Origin of the sequence: Aureimonas sp. SA4125 (assembly GCF_019973775.1) — a bacterium.
In the GTDB taxonomy this organism is placed as follows: Bacteria; Pseudomonadota; Alphaproteobacteria; order Rhizobiales; family Rhizobiaceae; genus Plantimonas.
Genome location: NZ_AP025032.1, coordinates 4270545 through 4296291, shown reverse-complemented (window position 1 = coordinate 4296291; position 25747 = coordinate 4270545). Strand labels below are relative to the sequence as shown.

Sequence of the window (25747 nt, the reverse complement as noted above, 5' to 3'; positions counted from 1 at the left end):
GAGAGATGGTCCCGGAAAATCGGACCAGTGTTTAAAGTGGATTGCCTGCTGACAGGGATGATCCAAGAATGTCGAAGAGGGCGCGATATAGCGCGGAAATCAAGGCCAAGGTCGCGCTGGATGCGAACCGGGGCGAGCTGACGCTGGCGAAGCTGGCCAAGAGGCGCGGGGTGCATCCGAACGCGGTCGGCCAATGGAACGCTTGGCCATCGAGAACATGGCGACAGCGTTTGGGGGCGGGGCCGCAGAGACGGCTCGAGACCGCGACGCGGAACTTGCGAAGCGCCGCGCCCAGCCTCCTTCGCCCAGGCGATCGACTTCATCAAGGTCCAGCGCGGGATGTCCCGCCGCTGCTTCATCGTCTCGGATCAGCCCACTGGCAGCTTCCGGGCAATCGCCGCAGGAATGCTGCCGATGGGCCCGTGACCTTCTCGTCACAGGAGGGGACGTCGCCGGTACTGACGCTGGCCGGCGATCTCCGCATTGGCAGCGAACTCTGGCTTCGAACAGATTTTCTTCTCGCGTCTGCCGGGGCGCTCCGAGCGGGCGGGCAGTATGCGCTTGGTCCATGTGGAGGGACGTGCGAAGCTGTGCCATGAAGCCTCGCTGAATGAACGGCCAGGCGGCCCGACCGTGCGGAACCGCCTATCCATAAGAGTAGAACCGCCTATCCATAAGAGTAAACGTAGGTTTTGGGATGTGTGGCCATGCCCGACGAATCTCAAGGAGGGAGCAATCGCCCCGCGCCCAAGCCAAGGGTGACGCCGATCCGCTATGCGGATGAGGGAGGCAGCGAGGTTGCCCTCCAGCCAGAGGTGGACGAGCCTTCTGCCGCCGGCGATGCCGATCCCGGCGTGAAATCGGCAGTGCCGATTGTCGGCATCGGCGCCTCGGCGGGCGGAATCGAGGCCCTGATTGGCTTCTTCGACGCGATGCCGAGCGACAGCGGCTGTGCTCTCGTGGTCGTGCTTCATCTCGACCCGAAGCGTGAAAGCGAACTGGCCCATATCCTCAGCGCCCACACGGCGATGCCGGTCGTCCAGGTCGAGGACGGCATGCGGATCGAGGCGAACCATGTCTATGTGATCGCGCCGGATTCCGATCTGAGGGTCCGCGCTGGCGGGCTGCACGTCTCGCCGCCCGAGGAGCCGCGCGGCCATCGCCATCCCGTTGACGTCCTGTTTTCCTCGATCGCCGCGGACCAGCAACAGCGGGCGATCGCCATTGTACTTTCCGGAACCGGCAGCAACGGGACCGCTGGCCTTAGAGATATCAGGGCGGAGGGCGGTATGGCTCTCGTCCAGTCGCCCGAAACCGCGAAATTCGATGGCATGCCGAGAAGCGCGATTGCGGCTGATCTGGCCGATCACGTGCTGGCGCCCGAAAAGATGCCCGAGACGCTTCTGGCCTTCATGCGGCACGGCTATGTCGCCGCAACCGCGGAGATCGAGACCGGTTTGCCGGGCGGCCAAGCGACGATCGGCCGTCTCCTCGAATTCCTGCGCGCCCACGGCCGACACGATTTCAGCGGCTACAAGCCATCGACGCTGAAGCGGCGCATTCACCGTCGTCTGGGTCTGCGGAACATCGAGACGCTTGCCGACTACATCGAAGAGCTGCGCACCAACGCCGACGAGGTCACCACGCTTGTCGGCGACCTGATGATCAGCGTCACTGGATTCTTCCGCGATGCCGATGCCTGGGAGGCTCTCGCCGACTTAGTGATCACGCCCATGGTCGCCGAGCGCGAGACGGGCGCATCTTTCCGGATCTGGGCGCCGGCCTGCTCAACGGGCGAGGAGGCCTACTCCCTCGCAATGCTGGTGACCGAGCTTGCCGAGGCGGCGGGAAAGCGCTTCGATCTGAAGGTCTTCGCGACCGACGCGCAAGAGATCAATCTGCGCAGGGCGCGCGCGGGCATCTATCCCGCGGCCGCCCTGGCCGACTTTCCGGCCGGGCGACTGGCCCGTTTCTTCGAGAAGCTCGACGGCTCGTATCAGGTGAGCAAGGAATTGCGCGACATGGTCGTGTTCGCGCCGCAGAACCTGTTGCGCGATCCACCGTTCTCGCGACTGGACCTCCTGTCGTGTCGCAATTTTCTCATCTACCTGGAGCCCGACGCCCAGCAGAAGATCATTGCGCTGTGTCATTTCGCGCTGCGGCAGGGAGGCCATTTGTTTCTTGGCAATGCCGAAACCATCGGGCGGCACGAAGAACTGTTCGAGACGGTGTCGAAGAAATGGCGCATATACCGGCGTCTGGGATCGACCCGGCACGACCTCTTGGAATATCCGCCGCCGCGCGGCCGATCGGAGCCGCGCACCATGGAACGCCTCCCCCCCCTCGATTCCGAGCCGATCGTTTCGGCTGCGGACATGGCGCGTCGCGCCTTGCTGGAGCGCTATGCCCCCGCATCGGTGCTGATCGACCGGAAGGGCCGCGTTCTCTATTTCCATGGCACCACCCGGGATTATCTGGAAAATCCGCCGGGGGAGCCCACGAGGGACCTGCTGACCATGGCCCGCGATGGGCTGGCCGCCAAGTTGCGCGGGGCCATCCGGGAAGCATGGAAAGACAACCGGAGTGTGACGGTCAACGCCCGCACCCGGGAAAGCAGGCCCGGCCGGGCCGTGGCGATCACGGCCATGCCCATGCCGGTGTCGCCGCAGGGCAGCTTTCTACTGGTGAGCTTTGCGCCCGTGGTGCTGGAGACCGAGACGTCCCCGTCTCTCGTGCGCCGGGAGGGGGGCGCCGCCTCGGCTGGCGAGCTGGCTCTTCAGGAGGAACTGAGTGCAATCCGCGCTGAATTGCAGAGCACCATAGAATATCAGGAAACCACGAACGAGGAGCTGAAGGCGGCGAACGAGGAAGCCACCTCGATGAACGAGGAGCTTCAGTCGACCAATGAGGAGTTGGAGACCTCGAAAGAGGAGCTGCAATCCTTCAACGAGGAATTGAACACCGTCAACGGCCAGCTTCAGCACAAGATTAGCGAGCTGGAAACAGCGACCAATGACCTCAACAACTTGTTGACCGGCTCCGAGACGCCGACGTTGTTCCTCGACGAAAAACTCTGCATTCGATGGTTCGCCCCTGCGACGAGGGACCTCTTCGATTTCGTCGCGTCGGACATCGGCAGGCCGATCTCGCATCTGGCGCGGAAGTTTTACGACGAGCACCTGCTGCAGGACGTGGAGACGGTGCTCGAGAAGTTGTCGACCATCGATGCAGAGGTGCTGAGCGATGCAAGCCGCTGGTATGTGCGCCGCATTCTTCCCTATCGCACACAGGACAACCGCATCGCCGGCGTCGTCATCACCTTCAGCGACATCACCGATCGCAAACGTGCGGCCGATGCGGTTAACGATGCGCGAGTCTACTCCGAAACCATTGTTCAGACGGTCCAGCATCCCTTGTTGGTGCTCAACGGCTCTTTGCACGTTCAGACCGCCAACAAGGCCTTTCGCAAACTTTTCGCGGTCTTTGACGAGGATCTTGAGGGCCAGCTGATCTTCGATCTCGGGACGGGAGAGTGGAACAACCCGCCTTTGCGGGCACTCCTCGACACAGTTCTTTCGCTGGGCAAGGAACTTCACAATTTCGAATTCGAGCAGGATTTCCATACGACGGGACGGCGATCGATGCTGCTCACCGCATCGAAGCTCTCGCAGGGAGGGAACCGGGAAGAGCTGATCCTGATCGCCATCGAGGACATCACCGAGCGCAAGCGCTTCGAGGAGCACCGGGAGATCCTCGTCGGCGAACTCAATCACCGCATCAAGAACGTCATGGCGACGATACAGGCCATTGCGTCGCAGACGCTCGGCAGCGCTACCTCGATGGAGGAGGCCCGTTCGGTGTTTGGCTCGCGTCTCATCGCGCTCGGCAAGTCGCACGACCTGCTCACCCGTGAAAACTGGGCCGGCGCCGAATTGCGTGACATCGTTTCGGACACTGTCGAGCCGCATTCGGGAGGGCGAAACCGCTTCCGCATCGACGGACCGCACCTCTTTCTTTCCCCGAGCGTCGCGCTGTCGATTGCGATGGCCTTGCACGAGCTTGCCACGAACGCGGCGAAATACGGGGCACTGAGGAGCGACAAGGGCGAGGTTCACATTGTCTGGCAGCTCAGGGGCGATGGCCGGGATCGAAGGCTCTCGCTTCAGTGGTCCGAGAGCGGCGGGCCTGCGGTGGTCGAACCGACGCGGAAGGGATTTGGCTCCCTCATGGTCCAGAGGGTGCTGGCAGCTGAACTCGGCGGCAAGGTGGACATGGCGTATTCGAAACTCGGGGTTGTCTGCACGATCGACGCACCCATGCCCGATGGTCAACAGAGGAGCGAGGCGGGTTGACCGGAATGGCAGTGAAACGGGTGTTGATCGTCGAGGATGAAGTCTTGCTCGCCATGCACCTGGAAGATCTTCTAATCGATCTCGGGCATGAGGTATTTGCCCACGCCACGCGCGTCGACGGGGCCATAGTGTTCGCCCGCGACGGCGATTTCGACTTCGCGGTTCTCGACATCAACGTGGCCGGGATCAAATCCTTTCCCGTCGCCGATATCCTGAGGACGCGCGGCATCCCGTTTGCCTTCGCAACGGGTTATGGGGCCGAGGGCCTGATGGATGGCTATCGCCAATGTACGACTTTGCGAAAGCCCTATGCGCAGGACGATCTGGAGCGGGCGATCGCGCAGAGTTTTGCTGCGTAACGAGCCCGCGTCCAACGCTGACCACGCCGCCGCCTACCCCAGAAACCGCGCCTGATCGCGGCCGTCAGGGTCCACGGCGTATCGGCGCGTCGTCTCGGGCGTCAGCCAGTCCTGCTGCACGAGGTCGCGCAGCTTGTATGCCCGATCGAGCGCCTGTCTGCTGGCGGCGTGCCACTCGCTGGACGCACCGTTCTCGGCGCTCCCGCCATGCTCAGCCATTTGGAGACAGAACTCGGCCCGTTCGTTCAGAAACCGCACGGCGGCCCGCATGACCTTTTCCATCTCCTGGAACTGCGCCGTGGCCATAGCCTCTGCCGTGTAGTTGTGCCCGATGTGGCAGCCGAATTTGACGATCGAACCGACGTGAAACTTCTTCAGCGCACCGCCACAGTCTGGGCAGGTCACGGTTAACGGGCGAGCGAACGTTTCGACATAGCCGATTTTGGACTCTTGCCCCTCTCGCTGCGGGGAGGCTTCCGACATGGCCCCGTCCCTTTCCTCTATTTGATCAACAAGCTTAGTCAGCCGTTCCGGCAATTCTGCAAGCGCGACACAATAATCGAGCGCGACATGCTCAGCGGCGCTGCGTGGCATTTCGGGATAGGCAGCATCAGACGGGTCCTGGCCAATGGCGACGCCGCCGCGTTCCTTGATCGCGAACAGACCCAGTGCGCCGTCGTTGAGATTGCCCGTCAGGATCACGCCCACCGCGTCCGGGCCGTAATGTTCGGCCACGCTCCGAAACAGAGGGTCAATCGCAGGTCGCGCGCAGTTTTCCTTAGGTCCGCGCGACAGGCGCAGGAGACCGTCGGCGACGACCATGTGCCTATCCGGTGGCGCGATGTAGATATGGCCAGGGAGTACTGCTTCGCCGTCCTCCGCATGTTTTGCGGGGAGGGATCCAGCGGTGTTCAACAGACCGGGGAGTTCGCTTCGGTAAGCGCCGACATGAAGAACAATGAGAATCGGGGCTGGAAAATTTCCCGGCAGTGCCGCGACGATCGCCCGCAGCGCCGTTACACCTCCAGCTGAAGCACCAATGGCAATGATCTGGGAACGAGCCATTACTACCTGCCGGCTGGGATCTGACCTTGGGAGAATCGAAGGTCAACGCTTCAGGACAAGGAAGGTTCGGCGGTGAGGGACCGTTGTCTGCCGCGGAATGGGGTAGTGTCCGCGCTCGTGGTGGAAATTCCGACATTGAAAGGTGTGGCTGAGGCGGTCACCGGATAGGGCGGCTAAGGTGGAGTTGCGAGACTTCAACCTGACCGGAGAACCCGATGACCGAGGACAGACTACCGCTTGCCGAGCTTTTTGCGAAAGCCGGGGACGGCGATTTCCTGAGAACGATAGCCGAGAGCGTGATGCAGCTCCTTATGGAGGTCGACGTTGAAGGCATGATCGGCGCCGGGCGCCACGAACGGACGCAGGAACGGGCGACTTATCGCAATGGCTACCGCGACCGCTCGCTCGACACGCGGCTCGGCTCGTTGCAGCTTCGGATACCCAAGCTTCGGCAGGGCAGCTACTTCCCGCCGTTCCTGGAGCCGAGAAAGCTCTCGGAGAAGGCCTTGGTTGCCGTCATTCAGGAAGCTTGGATCAGCGGCGTTTCCACCCGGCGGGTCGACGATCTGGTACAGGCCATGGGGCTGTCGGGGATCGGCAAGAGCACCGTATCGAAGCTGTGCAAAGACATCGACGAACGCGTCGGCGGCTTCCTCGACCGTCCTCTCACTGGCGACTGGCCCTACCTCTGGCTGGATGCGACCTACCTGAAGCAGCGCGAGGGTGGACGCATCGTTTCGGTCGCCGCCATAATCGCCGTGGCCGTGAACACGGACGGCAAGCGCGAGATCGTCGGCCTTCACATCGGCCCCTCGGAAGCGGAGACGTTTTGGTCGAGCTTCCTCAAGAGCCTCGTGCGCCGCGGCCTGTCCGGCGTGAAGCTCGTGATCTCGGATGCTCACGAAGGGCTGAAAGCCGCCATTCGCCGGGTGTTCAGCGCCTCCTGGCAGCGCTGCCGGGTGCATTGGATGCGCAACGCCCTGTCGTATGTCCCGAAGGCGCAGCAGAGCATGGCGGCGGCCGCGCTGCGCCAAGCCTTCGCCCAGCCCGATCGTGCTAGCGCCAGCCAGGCGCTGCGCCACGTCGCCGACCAGCTTCGGGGAAAGTGTCCAAAGCTCGGGGCCTTCATCGACAACAGCGAGACCGACGTGCTGGCGCACATGGATTTTCCCAGTCAGCACCGGACCCGGATCCATTCGACGAATTCCCTGGAGCGCCTGAACAAGGAGGTGAAGCGGCGTGCCGACGTCGTCGGAATCTTCCCGAACGAGGGATCCATCATCCGGCTCATCGGCGCCGTCCTTCTCGAGGCCAACGACGAATGGCAGATCCAGAACCGCTACATGCAGACCGAACCCATGGCCGACCTCATGGCCATGGGCAACACTGCAAAACCCGAACAGATTTCCACCGAAGTCGCCTGAAACGGAGCCGCTTCAGCTACACTCAATTTCCACCACGTTGACGGACACGACCCGGAATGGCGCAGCAGCCTTGACGCCGGGCGGCGGGGCGAAAAGGCCGGAGGTCACCCGGAGCTCACGATGGCATCCGGTCCGCCCCTGGGAATTCGGCCGGGATTGGCACCCCAAATGTCATGGAACGGCTCGCGGCAAGTGGCATTTTCGAAGCCCAGCTCGACCATCCGCTTTCAACGCGCAAACGGTTTGGGTCGATGGAAGAAGTCCGAGGCCAGGATAGGCGTGAGCGAGGGTCCGCCAGGTCCTCGCAACGGGTTCATGCTGCCGTCAGCGACGTTCGGACATCGATTTCCTTGATTTTGCACTCGAATTGTTGCCACGCTCGCGAAGCCCCCAAGGTCCGGAGCAGAATTCACATTGGCGAATGATATTCCCCGCGATGAAAGGTCGACCCGCAGGTTTCTCTCCGGTGGAAACGAAGCGGGCCGCATCCTGCGGTCGATCGACTGGAGGTTGACTCCGTTGGGAGTGCCGGAACAGTGGCCCGAGACCCTGAAGGCCATGGTCGCGACGATGCTTTCATCGCCGCACCCGATGTTCATGGCCTGGGGCCCCGCCTTGATTTCCTTCTTCAACGACGCTTATCGGCCGCTTCTCGGAGCCAAGGCCGAGGGTGCGCTCGGCAGGCCGTTCGCGGATCTGTGGTCGGACATCTGGACGGAGATCGAGCCGATCGTCGGGAAGGCGCTCGCCGGTGAGGGCTCGCGTTTCGAGGACATGCCGCTCGTCATGACGCGGAACGGACGCCCCGAGGATACCTGGTGGTCGTTCTCCTACATGCCGCTGCGGGACGGATCCGGCGAGGTGCGGGGAGTTCTCTGCGTGCTGGAGGAGACCACGGCAAGGGTCAGGTCGGTACGACATTCCGCCGCCGAGCGCGAGCGTCTCGAGCAGATGTTCGACCAGGCGCCGAGCTTTATCGCGCTCCTTCGCGGACCGGAACACGTCTTCGAAGTCGTCAACCCTGCCTACATGCGTCTGATCGGACATCGCGATGTCATCGGGCGCACCGTTGCCGAAGCCCTCCCGGAAGCCGTCGAGCAGGGTTTCGTCGGCCTCCTCGACAATGTCTTCCGGACCGGCGAAGTCTTCACGCTGACAGGGGCCAGATTCGACGTCCAGGCGGTGCCGGGCGGCTCGTTCGCCGAACGCTACGTCGATCTCGTCTATCAGCCGATCAGGGACGAAGCGGGCAATGTCGCCGGCATCTTTGTCGAAGGGTCGGACGTCACCGACAGAACGAATGCCCAGGCGGAACTGCGCGAGCGTGAGCAGTTCCTCCAGAGTGTCCTCGCGTCGTCGAACGACTGCATCAAGGTGCTCGACCTCGATGCCGAGCTCGTCTTCATGAACGAGGGCGGTAAGGCCATCATGGAGGTCTCGGACTTCAACGCCATCGCGGGTTGCCCATGGCCCGATTTCTGGGCCGGGGCAGGCAATGCGGACGCCACGGCGGCCATCAAGGCGGCGAAGGAAGGCAGGGCCAGCAGCTTTCAAGGCTTTGCCGATACGATGGGCGGCAACCGGCGCTTCTGGGATGTGCAGGTGACGCCGATCGTCGATGCCTCTGGCAGTCCGAACCGCATTCTCGCCGTGTCCCGCGACATCAGCTTCATGAAGCGCGCCGAGGAAGAACGTACGGCGGTATCGCAGGAGATGGCGCATCGCATGAAAAACTCGATGGCCATGGTTCAGGCCGTCGTGACGCAGAGCCTGCGCCATGCATCCTCCATCCAGGAGGCCGGTCGGCTGGCCTCGGAGCGCATCCAGGCCCTGTCTCGGGCACAGGACATGCTGACGAAAAGCGACTGGGAGGTTTCCCAGATCCGGGATGTGGTCGAAGCTGCCACGGCCGCCCATGCCGACGGCCCGGAGCGCTTTTCGTTCGACGGGCCGTCCGTATCCATCTCCGCGCAGCAGAGTCTCGGACTGTCGCTGGCGGTTCACGAGCTTGCGACCAATGCCACGAAATACGGCGCACTTTCCGTCGATGAGGGACGAGTGTCCATCTCCTGGACGCACGGCCCGTCGGGAGAGTTTGGCTTCAGCTGGAGTGAACGCGGCGGGCCCGCGGTGAAGGTGCCGACACGTCACGGGTTCGGCTCTCGTCTCACCGAACGCGTCGTCCCGGCATATTTCGATGGAACCGGCGGGACAGAGTACCTGTCAGGCGGAGTCCGTTACGTGCTCGGTGGAAAGTTGACGTCAGACAACGATCGACCAGATCGAGGATGAACTGCGTCTCCGTGCCAGAACCCAAGTAGACATCGAGCATTGCTCCGGGCAATTTCGGCCCATGAGCGAGCAGGTTGCACACAGCGTCCTTTTGGAAGAAATCGCCCTGGCTGCGACTGCAATGGCGCAGGCGGTGAACTGGCGCGACGGTATCGATGTCCTCCTCGCACGCCTCGGACAAGCGGCAGAGGTCAGCCGGGTCTACCTCTTCGAGATCGGACGTACTGAAACCGGACACCTCACCCAGGGCTGCTTTCACGACTGGGCCGCGCCGGGGCTCGAGCGACTTGCCGGCCATGCTCGCTATGCCCGCGAGATTGTCGAGCAGTTCGGTCCAACGTTTGATTGCTGGATCGAGAGGCGACGCCGCGGCGAACTGATCAAGGGTCACACGCGGGAACTGAGCGGCCCCCTCAGGGAGGACTTCGACTACCAGAAGATCCAGTCCTTCATGTCGGTACCAATCCATGTCGAGGGCGAATGGTGGGGCCATCTCGGCTTTGACGACTGCATCAACGAACGGGAGTGGTCGCGAGACGAAGAGCATCTCTTGAAGACGACAGCCGCGCTGATCGGTGCCTCCGTCGCGCGGGAGGGAGTCTCCCGCAGGCTGCGTGACAACGAGAAGATGCGAGCGGCGATGCTGGACGTCGCGCTCGACGGCATCATCCTTGTCGACGACGAAGGAGTGGCCTTCGAATGTAATCCGGCTGCACAGACGATGTTTGGACGCTCGCGCGAGGAGCTGATCGGCGAGCGGATCGCCGATCACCTGGTTCCCGAAAGGCTGCGCGCCAGCCACATGCAGCGCTTCCGGGAAGCCGTGCGCGAGCGCAAGCGCGGGGTGCCCGCCCAACGTCGCGAGATGATAGCGATGCAAAGGGATGGGACCGAGTTTCTCGCGGAAGCCTCGTTTGTCCAGATCGCGCGAGGCGAAGAATTCATCTATGCGCTGTTCATCCGTGACCTGACCGAACGCCAAGCGGCAGAGGAGGGCATGCGGCGGGCGGAGCGTGATCGCGCCAACCTTGCCCGCTTCTTCTCGCCGCAGCTTGTCGAGCACATGATCTCGATCGAGAAGCCGCTTTCGGTCGACCATTACCAGCCGGCAACGGTCCTGTTCGCCGATATGATCGGGTTCACATCGTTTTGCGCGGACAATTATCCTCGAACGGTGATCGACATGCTGAGAGAGCTGCTGGCACTCCTCAGCGAGCAGGTGTTCGCCCATGACGGCACCATCGACAAGTTCATGGGCGACGGCATGATGGCGGTCTTCGGCTCGCCAAAACCGGGGCGGCGGGACGCGACGAATGCAATATGTTGCGCCCGCGCCATGCAGGCGGCTGTCGACGACTGGAACGTTGGCAAGGGGCGGCGGGGAGAAGATGCTATCCGCGTCGCGATCGGCATCCACACGGGTCACGTGATCCTTGGGGACATCGGCAGCGCCAAACGGCTGGAATTTGCCGTTCTCGGTGATGTCGTCAACATTGCCAGCAGGGTTGAGGGCAAGAATCGATCGCTGGACACCAACATCCTGCTGACAGCTGAGGTGATGCAGGCGCTCGAGCGCGAGGATGGTCTCGACGTCGCCATCGATGCGGAAGACTTCGGCCTCCAGCCACTGCGCGGGCGAACAACTGGGGTCCATCTCTATGGATGGCGGCGGTCCTGACCCGATCTGGCGTTGCGGAGACATGAAGGGCCTCTGGCCGTGCCGTCCCTGTGTCCGGAATGCCGGACTGATGACGACCTCCGGATGACGGCGGAGGGGCGTCCAGCCTGCGAGAGCGATCGGCTGGAGCCGATCTACTGCCCGACGCAGGAACTGCGGCGCAGAGCCAAAGGCACGGAAGACCTCGTTCGACGTGCCGCTGCGTGGTGCGCCGCAGGCACCCGTTACTGCTGCAGCTTATTTCTCCGAGTCCGCAACGGGTCGCCCTCTGCGTTCTTCGACCATTTCTGCGAAATTGGGCTTGGTTCATACCTTCGTCGAGGTTTGCCGTGATCCCCCTGTTGCGCATCGAGCCCCTTTCGGCGCATGCCCAACGCAAAATGCACCCTGTGATTTTCGGCAGGTTTCAGCCGGCCTTCCGGCTGTCGCCGAGGAGATCGGAAAAACGGTCGCGCAGGAGATTCTTCTGCACCTTGCCCATGGTGTTGCGCGGCAACTCGTCGACGAAGACGATGCTTTTGGGCTGCTTGAAGCGGGCGAGGCGGTTCCCGAGGGCGGTGATGATCTCCGTCTCGCTGGTCTCGCCGTCCTTCACCACCACGCCGACGACGCCCTCGCCAAAATCCTGATGCGGCACGCCGATGACGGCGCTCTCCAGGACGCCCGGCAGTTCGTCGATCGCCAGTTCGATCTCCTTGGGATAGATGTTGAAGCCGCCGGAAATGATCAGGTCCTTGCCGCGGCCGACGATGGCGACGTAGCCGTCCGCATCGATCTGGCCGAGATCGCCGGTGATGAACCAGCCGTCGCGAAATTCCGATGCCGTCTTTTCCGGCATCTCCCAGTAGCCGGCAAAGACGTTCGGCCCCTTCACCTCGATCACCCCGATCTCGCCCTGCGGCAGCGGCGCGCCGGTGTCCGGATCGGCGATCTGCAGGTCGACGCCCGGCAGCGGCATGCCGACCGTTCCCGGCCGGCGCTCGCCCTCATAGGGGTTGGAGGTGTTCATGTTGGTCTCGGTCATGCCGTAGCGCTCGAGAATGCGCTTTTCGGTCCGCGCCTCGAAGGCCCGGTGGGTCTCGGCCAGAAGCGGCGCCGAGCCCGAGGTGAACAGCCGGATGTGACCGGTCGCGGCCGGCGTCAGCCGGGGATCGGCGAGAAGGCGGGTGTAGAAGGTCGGCACGCCCATCATCGTGGTGGCCTGCGGCAGGTGGGCGAAGACGGCGTCCGGAGCGAACTTCGGCAGGAAGATCATGGAGCCGCCAGCGATGGTCACGGTGTTGGAAGCGACTAACAGGCCATGGGTGTGGAAGATCGGCAGAGCGTGCAGCAGCACATCGTCCGCCGTGAACCGCCAGGTATCGCGCAGCACCTCGGCATTGGACAAAAGGTTGGCGTGGGTCAGCATGGCGCCTTTGGAGCGACCGGTCGTGCCCGAGGTGTAGAGGATGGAGGCGAGGTCGCCGGCGGATCGGGCGACATTGGTGAAGCTCGACGGCTGGGTCTCGGCCGCGCCGGCAAGGGAGCCGGACCCGTCGGCATCCAGTGTCTCGACACGGGCGCCGACCTTTTCTGCCACGGGGGTGAGTTCGCCGACCTTGCCGGGATCGCAGACGAAGATCCGCGGCCGGGCGTCGGAGAGGAAGTAGTCGATCTCGGTGGCGGTGTAGGCGGTGTTGAGCGGCAGGAAGACGCCGCCGGCCCGCACGGTCGCGAAATACAGCATCAGCGCCTCGAGGCTCTTCTCGACCTGCACCGCGACCCGGTCGCCCGGTGTGAGACCGGCTGCGACAAGCGCATGGGCCAGCCGTGCCGAAACGGTGCCGACATCACCATAGGTGAAGCGCCGCCCATCCGGGAGGAGGGCGAAGGTCTTGTCGGGGGTCGCCGCGCCGACCGCGAGGAGGCCGTCATAGAGATGGTTGGTCATGCCGGTTCCCTGTTGGGATTATCGTTGAAGCGGCTGGAGAGGAGCGACGTGACGGCGCGGCTCGCGGCCACCTGCCGCTCGGCCGCATAGGCCTCGTGGTACTGCTCCAGTTTCGGAAGGTCGTAGAGGTAGTTCACCATCAGCCCGGCCGATTGCGCCAGGCCCCGGGGCGAGGGGTCGGCAAGATGCATGATCCGGTTCAGCATGGCGCCGTTGCCCAGATGGAAGCGCGCCACGGGATCGCGCGGCTGGCCGTCGGGGCGCTTGACCTTGACGAGGAACCTTGCGCCCAGCGCCAGCAGTCCGGGCCGTGCCGCCTCGACCTTGGCCGGGTCGGCGGCCCAGCCGGTTTCGGCGATGATGGCCAGCGCCCTGCCTTCCCCCGCGTCGAGGGGCGGGTTTGCCGTGGCGTCGAGGCTTTGCAGCCAGGGCTGGAAGCCAGGGACGGGCGAGAGGGTGACGAAGGTCTTCAAGCCCGGCAGGTCGGCCCGGAGATCCTCGGCGACCTGCTTGATCAGGAAGGATCCGAACGAAATGCCGGCAAGGCCGCGGTGGCAGTTGGAGATGGAATAGAACACCGCCGTGTTTATGCCCGCCGCCGGACGGACCAGTCGGTTGGAGTCGAGCACCTCGGTGATCGAAGCGGGCGTTTCTCCGGTCAGCGCGACCTCGACGAAGATCAGCGGATCGTCGGGGATCGAGGGATGGAAGAAAGCGAAGCAGCGCCGGTCGCCGGGGGCGAGCCGCTGTCGCAACTCGTCCCAGTTGCCGATGGTGTGGACCGCCTCGTAGCGGATGATCTTCTCGAGCACACTGGCCGGCGTATCCCAGTCGATACGTTTCAAGACAAGAAAGCCGCGGTTGAACCAGGACTGGAAGAGGTGGCGCAGGTCCTCGTCCACGGCCTCGAGGCGGGACGGGTCCTGTTTCAGGCGCGGCAGCAGGCGCTCGCGCAGGCGCACCAGTTCCGCTGTCCCGCCGGCGGCCAGATTGAGGCGGCGGAAGAGCTCCTGTCGCGGGGGTTCGGCGGCATGCTGTAGGGCGGAGAGGGTCTTTGGCGTCGGGGTCGCGGCATAGGCCTCGGCCGCCTTGCGCAAAGGCTCGGCGGGCGGGCCGAATTCGTCCGCCAGGATGGCGAAGAAACCGTCGGCCTCGGCCGCGTCCATCTGCCGGAAAGTCTGGAGGATCTGCGTGGCGATCCTGACGCCCGAAGGCTCTCCACGGGCTGAGACGAGATCGTGACAGAGCCTTGCCGTCTCGGCGAGCGTCAGGCGTCTGCTGCGCGGGTCGGACAGAAATCCGGTGCGCGTGGCGATCGACGATAGGAGGTCCTGGAGCAAGGAGGTCCGGCTCATAGCGAGGGGCCCATGACGAGATCGGGAAGGAACAGGGCGATCTGCGGGAAGATGCACAGGAGCACGATGCCGAGCACCATGCACATGACATAGGGCAGGGAGCCCCTGAGGATCTGGGCGAGCGAGATGTCGGGGGCGATGCCGTTGATGACGTAGAGGTTGAGGCCAACCGGCGGGGTGATCAGCCCGATCTCCATGTTGATCGTCAGGATCACCGCGAACCAGTAGGGGTCGAAGCCGGCGCCGATGATGATCGGCAGCAGGATCGGCGCGGTCATCAGGATGACGCCGACCGGCGGCAGGAAGAAGCCGGCAAAGAGCAGAAAGAGGTTGATGACGCCCATCAGCGCCCAGCGATTGATGTCGAGATCGCCGATATATTGAGCGATCGACTGGGTGATGTAGAGCGAGGACAGGGCGAAAGCGAAGAGCTCGGAGGCGCCGATGATCAGCATGATCATCACGCTCTCCCTCAGCGTGTCGCGGAAGATCGTCCGCATCTGGGAGAACTTCCAGGTCTTGGAGAAGATGCCGTAGATCACCGCGACGAGGACGAGGCAGAACAGCGCGCCGACGCCAGCCGCCTCCGAGGGCGTGGCGACGCCGCCATAGAGGACGAAGAGCACCGCGACGATGACGGCGAGGAAGGGCAGCACCCGCGGCAGGGCCTGGAAGCGCTCGGACATGGTGAAACGCTGGCTGAGCTCCGACAGGCCGAGACCCCGGCGTTTGCAGGCGATGATCGTCCAGGCCATGAACAGCACGGTCAGCATCAGGCCGGGGAGCACGCCGGCCAGGAACAGCCGGCCGATCGAGGTTTCCGTGGCGATGCCGTAGACGATCATCGTCACCGAGGGCGGGATCAGAATGCCGAGCGTGCCGCCCGCCGCAATCGAGCCGGCGGCGATCTCGGCGGGATAGCCGCGCTGGCGCATCTCGGGAATGCCCATCTTGCCGATCGCCGCGCAGGTGGCGGGCGAGGAGCCGGACAGGGCGGCGAAGATCGAGCAGGCGCCGAGATTGGAGAGGACGAGGCCGCCCGGAACGCGGTTCAGCCAGCGGTCCAGTGCCTCGTAGAGATCCTTGCCGGCCGGAGAGGAGGCCACGGCCGCGCCCATCAGGATGAACATCGGGATCGAGACGAGGCTGAAGGAGGAGAGGGCGGTGAAGAACTGTTCGCCCAGCGTCTCGAGGAAGAAGGCGCCGTAGACCGAGAACAGCGCACCCATGGCGACGAGGCCGAGCGAGAAGGCGATCGGCGTGCCGATGGCCAGCAGTCCGAGAAGGGCCGCCAGCATGGAAAGACCGCTGATCATGGGGCTCATGGCCGGGCCGCCTTCGTGGTGTCGGTAAAGGGCGCGTGGCGCGTCGCCCGTTCGCTCGGTGTCTCGCTGAACAGACGCATCAGTTCGGCGATGTATTGCAGAGCGAGGACGCCGGTGCCGACGGGCATGGGCAGAAGCGGGATCCACAAGGGCGTCGCCGTCACCGTGTCGCTGGTCCAGCCGCTCGACAGGGCTTCGTGAAAATGCAGCCAGCCGGCATAGGCGAGAAGCGCGACGAAGAGGAGCGAGGCGAGCCCTGCAGAAGTCTCCAGCACGACGCGCAGGCGCGGCCGAACCGAGATCTGCAGGAGGTCGACATTGACGTGCCCGCGCTCGATCAGCGTCCAGGGGGCGCCGAGAAAGGTCGCGGCGACAATGGCATAGGCGGTAAATTCGGTCTGCCAGGCGGTCGAGCGTCCGAGAACATAGCGCTCGAAGACCATGTCGCTGACCACCAGGACCGCGGCCAGCAGCGCGAACATGGCGACCACGGCGAGGAGGCGGGACAGGGCGGATACGATGGCGATATAGAGCCGCATGCGCGTCCCCTGCTGGTGCACGGTCGTCGGCCGCCATGAATGCGGCCGAAGGAACCGTGCGAAAACAAACGAACCGCACCGGGATGCCGATCTCGCGACAGGTCATCACGCTGCGGTGCCGGAGACGGGCGGGGGCGGCGCCGGCCGCCGCCCGTCAGGCCGCGCGCCTACTCGACCGCGAGGGCGTCGTCGATCAGCTTCTGGCCGTTCGGCACTTTGGCGGCGAACTCCTTGTACGACGTCTCCTTGGCGATCGTCAGCCAGGCGTCGTAGTCGGCCTTCGACATCTCGGCGACTTCCACGCCGCTCTTCTTGAACACCTCGATCATCTCGGCATCGAGCTTCTTGGCCTCGGTGGCGAAATAGGCCTCTGCCTTCTCGCCGGCGGCGACGAGGGCGTCCTGCTGCTCCTTGGACAACCGGTCGAAGGAGCGCTTCGACATCAGGATCGGCTCGTACATGAACCAGAGCGCGTTCTCGCCGGGAGCGGTGAGGCACTTCGAGACCTCGAAGACGCGATAGGAAACAAGGGAACCCGACGAGGTGTTGGCACCGTCCAGCACGTTCTGCTGCATGCCGGTGTAGATTTCCGAGGACGGCATGGACGAGATCGAGGCGCCGGCGCCGACCAGCATCTGCTCGAAGGCGGGACCGGCGGCGCGCAGCGTCTGGCCCTTGGCGCTTTCCGGCGAGGTGATGCAGCCCTTCGACGAGACGAAGCCGCCGGCCAGCCAGGCATCCGACAGGACGATCGCGCCGGCCTTGTCGATCGAGGCCTTGATGTCGTCCATGAAGGGCGAATCGTTCAGCCGCGCGGCGCGCTCGTGGTTGCCGACGAGGCCCGGCATCAGCGTGGCGGAAAATTCCGGGTGGCGGCCGGAGGCGTAGTCCAGCGGAAAGGCCGTGATGTCGACCTGGCCCTTGGTGACGGCGCCCCACTGGTCCTTCGCCTTGAACAGCGACTCGCCGGGGAAGACCTGCATCGACAGCCCGACATTGGCCGCGGCGACGTCCTTGCCGATCATCTGGACCATCTCGTCGCGCACGTCGCCCTTGCCGCCCGGCCATTGATGGGAAGCGCGCAGCACCACGTCGGCGGCAAAGGATGAGGTCGTCAGGGCCAGCCCACAGGCCAGCGCGGTCACAACGGTCTTCATGGTTCCCTCCCAGGATAGGCGCTCATTGGCGCATTGTTCGTCAGAAAACGACTCATTGCATGCGTTGTCAACGATGTTGTATACGATTTCCATGATAACCAGGTCACCATCCGCCCCAGAACCAGTCACCGACTTCATCCCGGCACGGCGCAACGGGGCGAGCGCACAGCCGAAGGCGGCCGACATACGCGACTATCTCGAGCAGGAGATTGCGATGGGGCAGCGAGCCGCCGGTGAGCGGCTCGACGAAAGCGAGATCGCCAACCGTTTCGGCGTGTCCCGAACGCCGGTGCGTGAGGCGATCAACCAGCTCGCCTCGATCGGCATGGTCGAGCAGATCCGTCACCGCGGCGCTTTCGTTCGCCGCGTCGGTATCGGGGAGATGGTCGAGATGTTCGAGGTCATGGCGGAGCTGGAGGGGCTGGCCGGGCGCCTCGCGGCCCGGCGCATCGACGGCGCGGCGCTGGCAAAGCTGCAGCTGCGGCTGGAGGACTGTCGGCAGGCAGCGGCCCGCAACGATCCGGACGCCTATTACTACGAGAACGAGCGCTTCCACGCCGCCATCTATGCCGCCAGCGCCAACACTTTTCTGCAGGGCGAGGCCGGCCGCCTGCATCAGCGGCTGAAGCCGTTTCGCCGGCTGCAGCTGCGCGTTGCTCACCGCATGCGTCAGTCCCTGCTCGAGCACGAGACGATCGTCGCCGCCATCGCGGCCGGCGACGGTCCGGCGGCGGAACATGCGCTCCGCTTGCATATTATCGTCCAGGGCGAGCGGTTCGGGGACCTCAACGCGCAGCTCGGGATTGGCTAGTCCTGCTGGATATTGAGCCTCCAGGTCGCCACCGCCGATGCCGCGCCCTCCGCGTGTGCCGCCCGTCTCCTGCCGTCCGGGTGAAACCCGGAGCGGTCAGTCGGACCGTCCCCACGCCAGAACCGAGGCTTTGCGCGGTCATATGACGACAGGGCGGCGCCTTCCGGCACATCAAGGCGGTCTGCGGCGTCGGCCAGCGATCCCGGCCTGATCGCCCGCGACGAAGCCGTCCCGGCCCTCGACGTTTCGGTCCGGGCACAGGTCATCGCCCTCCTGGCCGACCTGCCCGTGATCCGCAATTTCGCCGACAGGATCTTGGTGATGCGCACGGACCGTGTGGTGGAGAAAGGCGAAACCGCCGCGCTCCTTGCCAACCCGCGCGAGGCCTGTACGAAGGCGCTGGCCTCATCGAACCCGAGACCGAAATGGTACGCGGAGCGTGCCGGATGGGGCGACATCCGGCTGGCTTGCCCGTTTGACAGTGCCGTCAGTAAAGCGTGGCCTTGTAGCGTTCCGCGAGATGACGGTCGAGCTCCTCGGCGGTCTCCTCAAGCGCAATCTGATCCTTCATCATTGCGCCGAAAGAGGGAAAACTGCCGCGTTCGATGAAGGTGGACGGGTCCCACAGGCCCGATCGCAGAAAGGCCTTTGCGCAATGGAGATAGACCTCCTCCGTGCGCACCACCATGACGCTGATCGGCAACTTGCGCTGGTACTCGAACCTCGCCAACAGAGCCGCATCGGTGCTGATCTCGGCCTTGCCGTTGATCCGCAGGGTCTCGTTCATTCCCGGGATGAGAAAGATCAGCCCGACCTCGGGATTGCTGAGGATGTTCTCGAACGTATCGAGCCGGTTGTTTCCCGGCCGGTCGGGAATGGCAATCGTCCGATCGTCGAGCGCGTGCACGAAGCCGGGCTGATCACCCTTGGGGCTGACATCGGCGCGGCCGCCCTTGGCGCAGGAGCCGATCAGCACGAAGGGACAGCGCTGCAAAAACGCGCGGGCATGCTTGTCGAGCCCAGTCATCTCCTTCAGGACCGCCCGCTCCAGCGGTGCCTTGTAGACCGTCCGCAATTCCTCGACCGTCCTGATCGTGCTCATCTCTGTAACTCCTCGCCCGGCAGTTCCACCTGGCCGGGCCCTGCCCGACTGCCGGCTGCCATCCCTGCAGATTACGGCCTGCGCCTGCTGCCGGCCAAGGCACCGAGCCGCCCGGCCGCCTCATGCCCTGCGGGCGCAAAAGCCTTGCCCCTCACGACAGCGTCTCGGTCCCGCACCATTCGGCAATGAACAGCGCCATGGCCCCGGTAATGCGCTGGACTGAGGACAGGCTGACGCATTCGTCGAAGCCGTGAATGTTGCGGGAGATCGGACCGTAGCACAGCGCCGGCACGCGGTCGTAGAGCGCGTAGACGCGGGTATCGAGATAGCCCGGCGTGGTGAAGCTCTTCAGCGGTGCGCCGACCGCACTCTCGTGCGCCCGCCCCAAAACCTCTTCCGCTGCCGAGCCCGGAGCAAGCACATAGCCTTCGGCGCGGAAGCCGTTGAAGGCCACCCGCGGCGGGTTGTTCGAGAGGTAGGGATCGTGCCGGGCGAAAGCGGCGATGTGGTCGCTGATTTCCTCGGCGGCAAGGGAGGCGTCGGTCCCGGGATAGATGGCGATGCGGCAATCGATCCGGCACCAGCAGGGCACCGACGAGGCCCAGTCGCCGCCTTCGATCTTGCCGATGTTCAGATTGATCGGATGCGGAGTCTCGTCGAAATAGGCGTGATCGTCCTTGCGCGCGTTCCAGGTCGCCTCGAGCTCTCGCAGCGATCCGATGATGCGGTAGGTCGCGTCGATCGCGTTCGTGCCGGTGGCCATTTCGCGGACATGCGCCGGAAGGCCGTTGACCTCGACCTGGAACCACAGAACGCCGGTATTGGCGCGCACCAGCATCTCGTCTTCGGGTTCCGGAATGAGCGCGGCGTCGGCGGCATAGCCCCGCAGATGCGTCATCAGCGCTCCGTTGCCGGTCGACTCTTCCTCGACGACCGACTGGATGTAGACCGTCGCCGCCGGCTGCAGGCCAATGCGCCGGAGCGCGTCCAGTGCATGGAGATTGGCCGCGGCCCCCGCCTTCATGTCCGCCGCGCCGCGCCCGAACAGCCAGTCGCCGGCGATCCTCGGCTCGAACGCGCCGGCCGTCCACATGGCGGCGGGGCCGGGCGGCACGACGTCGACATGCGACTGCAGGATGAGCGAACGGCCAGTCTCCTCGCGCGGATGATGGATCCCGACGACGATCGGCGCGTCGGAATGTTCTGGCGTTAAGGGCGCGCCGCCGGGATGACCGGCCAGCGCCGCGTCGTCCATCGCGAAACGATCGACACGGTAGCCGCGAGACTTCATCGCCCGGAAGACAAAGTCCTGGACCGCGTGTTCGGCGCCCCGGGTGGAAGGAAACGACACGAGTTGACGGGTGAAAGCCACTTGCTCTTCGAAGCCGGTCGCAACCGATTCCAGAATTTCCTGCCGGACAACGGGGTCGAGGGGCATGGCCAACTCTTCCAAAAACGAGCAATCGATCGAGCCGCGTCGCCCTTGGATAGGGTGGGTGGCGGCGGGGCGTCAACCCGTCGGAAGAGATGAAAGCACACAAAATATACATGGATAGGCGGGTGGTCAGATTCTGGGCGAGTTAATTCGCGGACATATTGCCATATCAGAATTGCACGGCTAGCCTGCCTTCGCAGAAAAGGTTGTTGAATGCTGGCAGATCTTCTGAGCATCGAGATAGTAACCGTCGCTTTCGGTGGCATCGTCGCATTGAAGGACGTGCATCTTTCTGTTCGAGATGGGAAGACCACTGCAATTCTTGGGCCCAACGGGGCCGGTAAGACCACACTGTTCAACGTCATTGCGGGGGCGGTCAATCCGACATCCGGAACGGTGGTGTTTCAGGGCGAAGACGTCACCAACCAATCCCCCAGCAAGAGGTGTCATTTCGGGATCGCCCGAACCTTCCAGATCACCCAGCCCTTCGGCGGGCTGACCGTCCTCGAGAATGTGATGGTCGCGCTGGCGGCGAAATCCACGCCCATGAAGCAGGCGCGTGCGGAAGCGGCGAGCTATGTCGATTTCGTCGGCCTGTCGGCCAAGGTGGACGATCCGGCGCGGGTGCTGAGTACCGGTCAGCGCAAGCGCCTGGAACTGGCACGGGCGCTGGCGACCAAGCCGCGCCTCCTGCTGCTCGACGAGGTCACCGGCGGCGTCGATCGCCCGAGCATACCGCAGATCCTCGATCTGATACGCCGGATGCGCGAAGAGCGCGGCATCACCATCGTGGTGATCGAGCACAATATGGAAGTGCTCTTTGGTCTGGCCGACGATGCGATCTTCCTCAATCGCGGCGAGGTGATCGTTTCGGGCTCGATGGCCGAGGTCGCCGAGCACGAGAGCGTCCGGCGCATTTATCTGGGCGATGGCGATGCTTGAGCTTGAGAACATCGACGTCCATTACGGCGCCACGCAGGTCCTCTGGGACGTGTCGATCTCCGTCGGCGCGGGCGAGATGGTTGCGGTGATGGGGCCGAACGGCTCGGGCAAGAGCACCATCCTGAAGGCGGCCATGGGGCTGAAAAAGGCCTCTGCCGGCAGGGTCATGCTCGACGGCGAGGATTTGCGCGGCAAGTCGGCGACGGTCCGCCCGCAGCGGCGGATGAGCATCGTGCTCGAGCGCCGTCGGCTGTTTCCCCGGATGAGCGTGCGCGAGAACATCATGCTCGGCGCCTACACGCGCACCGGCGCGGAGGCGCGCCGCTCCTTCGACTGGGTTCTGGACATCCTTCCCGAGATCACCAGCCATTTGAATGCCACGGCCGGCAAGCTGAGCGGCGGTCAGCAGCAGATGGTGGCGATCGCACGCGGGCTCATGGCCGATCCCCGGATTCTGCTGATGGACGAGCCCTTCCTCGGGCTGTCGCCGGCGATGGTGAAGAACGTCTACGCCATCATGCAGATGATCAATGCGCGCGGCGTCGCCATCCTCTTCAACGAGCAGAACGCCAAAATGTCTTTCGCCATGAGCCATCGCGGCTATCTTCTGGAGGGCGGGCGGGTCGCCCTCAGCGGCTCGGGCGAACAGATGCTGGAGCATCCCGAGGTGAAGCGCGTCTATCTTGGCCTGCGCGAGGAGGCGTCGTGAGCACCGCGAACTTCCTGGAACTCCTGATCAATGGTCTGATCACCGGGTCGATCTATGCGCTGGTCGGTTCCGGCATCGCGCTCGTCTACGGCACGACGCGCGTCCTCAACTTCGCCCATGGCGAACTCCTGATGCTGGCGGGCTATCTCATCCTGCTGTTTGCCGTGACGCTCGGCTGGCCGCTTCTCGTCGCCTCGGTGATCACGCTGGCCATCATCGTCATCCTCGGCGCCGGGATCCAGCGTCTGACCATCGCGCCGCTGCTGCGCCGCGACGACTGGGCGTTCCAGGTCGTCGCGGCGACGATCGGCCTGTCGATCTTCCTGCAGAGCGGCGCCCAATTGATCTGGGGCGAGCAATTCCAGGCAGTGCCCTATTTCTTCCCGGGCATCGTCGTCATCGGCGAGTTGCGCATGCCCTGGCAGCGGATCGCGATCTGCCTCATCGCGGTGGCGGTGATGGCGGCCTGCGCGCTCGTGCTCTATCGCACCAAGCTCGGCCGCATCATCCGCGCGACGGCGCAGGATTCGGAAGCGGCGCTGGCGGTCGGCATCCCGGCCGGCCTCGTCCACACGGCGGTGTTCTCGATCTCGGCAGCGCTTGCCGGCGTCGCGGCCATCCTGCTGTCACCGCTGATCTCGGTGAACCCGTGGATGGGGACCTCCTACCTCCTGAAGGGATTTGCTGTCGTCATCCTCGGCGGTCTCGGCTCTTTTGGCGGGGCGGTCGCGGCGGGCTTCCTGCTCGGGCTGATCGAGTCCTTCTCCGTCGCCTTTGCACCGAGTGAGTGGCGGGACGTGATCGCCTTCACATTCCTCATCGCCGTCATCTGGGTCCGCCCGAACGGCCTTTTCAGCGGCCGCGAGGCCTGAGGAAGATCATGCTCGAAGTCTTCGGCAAGCGACCCTTTCTCCTCCTCCTTCTGTATGCGGCGCTGCTGCTGGCCGTGCCCTTCCTGCCCGTCGACGACTACATCCTGCATATTCTGACGCTGTTTCTGATCTTCGCCGTCTTCGCCACCGGCTGGAACCTGACGCTCGGCATTCTCGGGCTGAAGACCCTCGGCCACCACGCCTTCTTTGCCATGGGGGCCTATGTCTCCGCGCTGGTGGCCTTCTACGGCGGGGTCAGCCCGTGGATCACGATCTGGATCGGCGCCCTGGCGGCCGCTGTCTCCGGCCTCCTCATCGGCCTGCCGATCCTGCGCATCCGCTCCATGCCGCACGTGGCGATCGTCACGCTCGCCTTCGCCGAAATCGTCCGGCTGGTGTTCTCCAATCTCAAGGAGATCACCCGCGGGGAACTCGGCTTCTGGGGAATTCCGCCCTTCGATCCGATTCAGATCGGCGACCTCACCCTGCGCTTCGGCATCGGCAATGCGATCGGCTCCTATGTCCTGGCGGCGGTGTTCTTTCTGGCGGTGAACCTTGCTCTCCTCACGCTCCTGACGTCGCGCCCCGGGCTGACCTTTCTCGCCATCAAGGATTCCGAGACCGCCGCCGAAAGTCTCGGCATCCATCTGTCGACGTGGAAGCTGCTGGCCTTCGCCGTCAGCGCTGCCGTCGTCGGGCTGAGCGGCGCGATCTATGCCCACTACGTCCTGATCCTGACGCCAAGTTCGGTGGCCGGGCCGGAAATGCTGATCACGCTCCTGGCGATGATCATCGTCGGCGGCGTCGGACGCTTCTTTGGACCGATTTACGGCGCGCTTCTGCTGACGGTGATGTCGGAAGCGCTGCGCGAGGTCGGCGACTACCGCATGCTGTTCTACGGCGCGCTCATCGTCGTGTTCGTCTTCGTCGCGCCGCAGGGCATTGCCGGGTTGACGCGCCCGTGGCGCGGACGCTCCGCCACCGACGCCGCCCGCGCGACCTGAGCCCGCAGGCGCTGGACCCGTAACCGCCAGTTCGTGAAACCCCAAAGGAGACGAAGCCGATGCCAAGATTGAAGATCCCGGGCCTCCTGTCGGCAGGCCTTCTGTCGGCAGCCCTGATGGCCGCTGCAACGCCCGCCGCCGTCGCACAGGATGTCACGATCGGGGCGATCGGGCCGCTCACCGGGCCTGCCGCCAATACCGGCAAGGCCCACAAGGAGGGGTTGGAACTTGCCGTCAAGGAATGGAACGAGGGGAAGGGCGACTACGTCTCCCAGAACCCGCCGAAGATCAAGCTGGTGATGGAGGATTCCAACTCCAAGCCCGAAGTCGGCATCAGCGCGGCCCAGCGCCTGATCACCCGCGATCAGGTCAAGCTGATCATCGGCGACACGCTGCACAGCCACGTGACGCTGGCGCTGATGGAGATGGCACCGCAGTACAACATCCCGATCCTCAGCGCCGAGCCGGTCGCCTCGGCGATCGCCGACAAGGTGATGGCAGACCCGGACCGCTTCAAGCTGTTCTGGAAGGGCGGCTACAACAGCGACGGCTACGGTATCGCGGTGCACGATTTCTATGCCTGGGCCTTCGAGAAGGGCACCCTTGCCCCCGGCGACAAGAAGATCGCTTTCGTGGTCGAGGACACCGATTACGGGATCGCCAATGCCAAGAAGATCGGCGAACTGTTCGAGAAGGACGGCTGGTCGGTCGTTGCCACCGAGACCGTGCCGACGGTGACGACGGACTTCTACCCGCAGCTCTCCAAGCTCCGCGACGCCGATCCGGATGTGCTGGTCTCGGTGTTCACCGTGGTCAATTCGGGTGTCGCCTTTGTCCGCCAATTGCAGGAACAGGCGCTGGAGACCTCGCACCTGGCGATCTACTATCCGACGAAGCCGGAATTCATGGCGCAAGCCGCCGACATCGCCGAGGGCATGTACTGGGCGGCGCTGCAGTATGCCCCTGAACTCGACGCGGATCAGAAGGCCTTTTCCGATCGCATCGAAGCCGAGTTCGGCGCGCCGGCCAACTACAGCCATGCTCACGCCTTCTGCACCATGGAGATCGCGCTCCGTGCCATCGACAAGGCGGGTACCGAGCCGGAGGCGCTCGCGAAGGAGATCGGCGCCACCGACTATGACTGCCTGCTCGGCCGCATCCAGTTCGCCGAAGACCACGCGATCAAGGCCGGCGCCGACTTCGTGCCGATCCCGGTAGCGCAGATCCAGGAAGGCAAGAACCAGCTGATCTGGCCGGAGAACGTCGCCTCGGCGAAGCCGAAGTAAGGATGGCGGGACCTGGGGCCGGTGGCCGCCACGTCCCGTGATATCCGCGACGGATATTGACGATGGGGCGATGTCAGGCCATTCGGGAGCAGCAAAATGCGGCCGGGACG

The 25747-nt window shown here is 64.2% G+C and carries 19 protein-coding genes and 1 pseudogene; 12 read left to right on the top strand and 8 right to left on the bottom strand.

The genetic code is table 11. The features are described 5' to 3' along the window. Window positions 1-68 precede the first annotated feature (68 nt). The 3 genes and pseudogenes from Sa4125_RS20260 to Sa4125_RS20250 all read left to right on the top strand — a co-directional run. A pseudogene (locus Sa4125_RS20260) lies at window positions 69-223 on the top strand (transposase); the annotation flags it as partial. Window positions 224-707: 484 nt separating this feature from the next. After that, window positions 708-4352 carry a chemotaxis protein CheB gene (locus Sa4125_RS20255; RefSeq protein WP_224001053.1) on the top strand — a complete coding sequence of 1215 codons (3645 nt, stop codon included), beginning with the start codon at window positions 708-710 and terminating at the stop codon, window positions 4350-4352. A 20-nt stretch (window positions 4353-4372) separates the two neighbouring features. Continuing rightward, on the top strand, window positions 4373-4711 hold the full coding sequence (locus Sa4125_RS20250; protein WP_345944300.1) for a response regulator: 339 nt from the start codon (window positions 4373-4375) through the stop codon (window positions 4709-4711). A gap of 33 nt (window positions 4712-4744) precedes the next feature. Here the strand turns inward: Sa4125_RS20250 and Sa4125_RS20245 are convergent, their stop codons facing one another. Further along, a complete protein-coding gene (locus Sa4125_RS20245; protein WP_224001051.1) occupies window positions 4745-5776 on the bottom strand; it encodes a chemotaxis protein CheB in 1032 nt (343 codons plus the stop codon). Window positions 5777-5991: 215 nt separating this feature from the next. Between Sa4125_RS20245 and Sa4125_RS20240 the strand changes: the two genes are divergently transcribed. From Sa4125_RS20240 to Sa4125_RS20230, 3 genes are all read left to right on the top strand, one after another. Further along, on the top strand, window positions 5992-7200 hold the full coding sequence (locus Sa4125_RS20240; RefSeq protein WP_223998301.1) for an IS256 family transposase: 1209 nt from the start codon (window positions 5992-5994) through the stop codon (window positions 7198-7200). A 525-nt stretch (window positions 7201-7725) separates the two neighbouring features. Further along, window positions 7726-9492: a PAS domain-containing protein gene (locus Sa4125_RS20235; RefSeq protein ID WP_224008063.1), complete on the top strand. Its 1767-nt coding sequence runs from the start codon at window positions 7726-7728 to the stop codon at window positions 9490-9492. Between the two features lie 121 nt (window positions 9493-9613). Then, window positions 9614-11170: an adenylate/guanylate cyclase domain-containing protein gene (locus Sa4125_RS20230; RefSeq protein WP_224001049.1), complete on the top strand. Its 1557-nt coding sequence runs from the start codon at window positions 9614-9616 to the stop codon at window positions 11168-11170. Between the two features lie 406 nt (window positions 11171-11576). On the opposite strand, the gene Sa4125_RS20225 is transcribed toward Sa4125_RS20230, so the two are convergent. The 5 genes from Sa4125_RS20225 to dctP form a co-directional block, all read right to left on the bottom strand. After that, window positions 11577-13100: a malonyl-CoA synthase gene (locus Sa4125_RS20225; RefSeq protein ID WP_224001047.1), complete on the bottom strand. Its 1524-nt coding sequence runs from the start codon at window positions 13098-13100 to the stop codon at window positions 11577-11579. Next, window positions 13097-14440 (bottom strand): malonyl-CoA decarboxylase, encoded by a 1344-nt coding sequence (locus Sa4125_RS20220; RefSeq protein ID WP_224001045.1) that lies wholly within the window; start codon window positions 14438-14440, stop codon window positions 13097-13099. Before Sa4125_RS20220 ends, Sa4125_RS20225 begins: the two co-directional genes overlap by 4 nt. A gap of 11 nt (window positions 14441-14451) precedes the next feature. Beyond that, entirely contained in the window at window positions 14452-15780 is a 1329-nt protein-coding gene (locus Sa4125_RS20215) for a TRAP transporter large permease (RefSeq protein ID WP_224001043.1), read from the bottom strand. After that, window positions 15777-16319 carry a TRAP transporter small permease gene (locus Sa4125_RS20210; protein ID WP_224001041.1) on the bottom strand — a complete coding sequence of 181 codons (543 nt, stop codon included), beginning with the start codon at window positions 16317-16319 and terminating at the stop codon, window positions 15777-15779. Before Sa4125_RS20210 ends, Sa4125_RS20215 begins: the two co-directional genes overlap by 4 nt. 167 nt (window positions 16320-16486) lie before the next feature. Continuing rightward, window positions 16487-17476 carry a TRAP transporter substrate-binding protein DctP gene (gene dctP / locus Sa4125_RS20205; RefSeq protein ID WP_224001039.1) on the bottom strand — a complete coding sequence of 330 codons (990 nt, stop codon included), beginning with the start codon at window positions 17474-17476 and terminating at the stop codon, window positions 16487-16489. Window positions 17477-17501: 25 nt separating this feature from the next. Here dctP and Sa4125_RS20200 point away from each other — a divergent pair, with 25 nt between their 5' ends. Next, a complete protein-coding gene (locus tag Sa4125_RS20200; protein ID WP_224001037.1) occupies window positions 17502-18287 on the top strand; it encodes a GntR family transcriptional regulator in 786 nt (261 codons plus the stop codon). 487 nt (window positions 18288-18774) lie between these two features. On the opposite strand, the gene Sa4125_RS20195 is transcribed toward Sa4125_RS20200, so the two are convergent. Then, entirely contained in the window at window positions 18775-19389 is a 615-nt protein-coding gene (locus Sa4125_RS20195; protein WP_224001030.1) for a pyridoxamine 5'-phosphate oxidase family protein, read from the bottom strand. Window positions 19390-19540: 151 nt separating this feature from the next. Continuing rightward, entirely contained in the window at window positions 19541-20827 is a 1287-nt protein-coding gene (locus tag Sa4125_RS20190; RefSeq protein WP_224001028.1) for an ArgE/DapE family deacylase, read from the bottom strand. Between the two features lie 210 nt (window positions 20828-21037). On the opposite strand from Sa4125_RS20190, the gene Sa4125_RS20185 reads away from it, so the two are divergent. From Sa4125_RS20185 to Sa4125_RS20165, 5 genes are read left to right on the top strand one after another with little or no spacing between them, the layout of a single operon-like run. Further along, window positions 21038-21766, top strand: a complete 729-nt coding sequence (locus tag Sa4125_RS20185; protein ID WP_224001026.1) for an ABC transporter ATP-binding protein — start codon at window positions 21038-21040, stop codon at window positions 21764-21766. Continuing rightward, window positions 21759-22475, top strand: coding sequence for an ABC transporter ATP-binding protein (locus Sa4125_RS20180; protein ID WP_224001024.1), 717 nt, complete (start codon window positions 21759-21761; stop codon window positions 22473-22475). The genes Sa4125_RS20185 and Sa4125_RS20180 overlap by 8 nt, the downstream gene beginning before the upstream one ends. Beyond that, complete coding sequence (locus tag Sa4125_RS20175; RefSeq protein ID WP_224001022.1) at window positions 22472-23347, top strand: branched-chain amino acid ABC transporter permease; 876 nt, start codon at window positions 22472-22474, stop codon at window positions 23345-23347. The genes Sa4125_RS20180 and Sa4125_RS20175 overlap by 4 nt, the downstream gene beginning before the upstream one ends. 8 nt (window positions 23348-23355) lie before the next feature. Continuing rightward, window positions 23356-24351 (top strand): branched-chain amino acid ABC transporter permease, encoded by a 996-nt coding sequence (locus Sa4125_RS20170; RefSeq protein WP_224001019.1) that lies wholly within the window; start codon window positions 23356-23358, stop codon window positions 24349-24351. Window positions 24352-24410: 59 nt separating this feature from the next. Further along, window positions 24411-25637, top strand: a complete 1227-nt coding sequence (locus Sa4125_RS20165) for an ABC transporter substrate-binding protein (RefSeq protein WP_224001017.1) — start codon at window positions 24411-24413, stop codon at window positions 25635-25637. Window positions 25638-25747 lie beyond the last annotated feature (110 nt).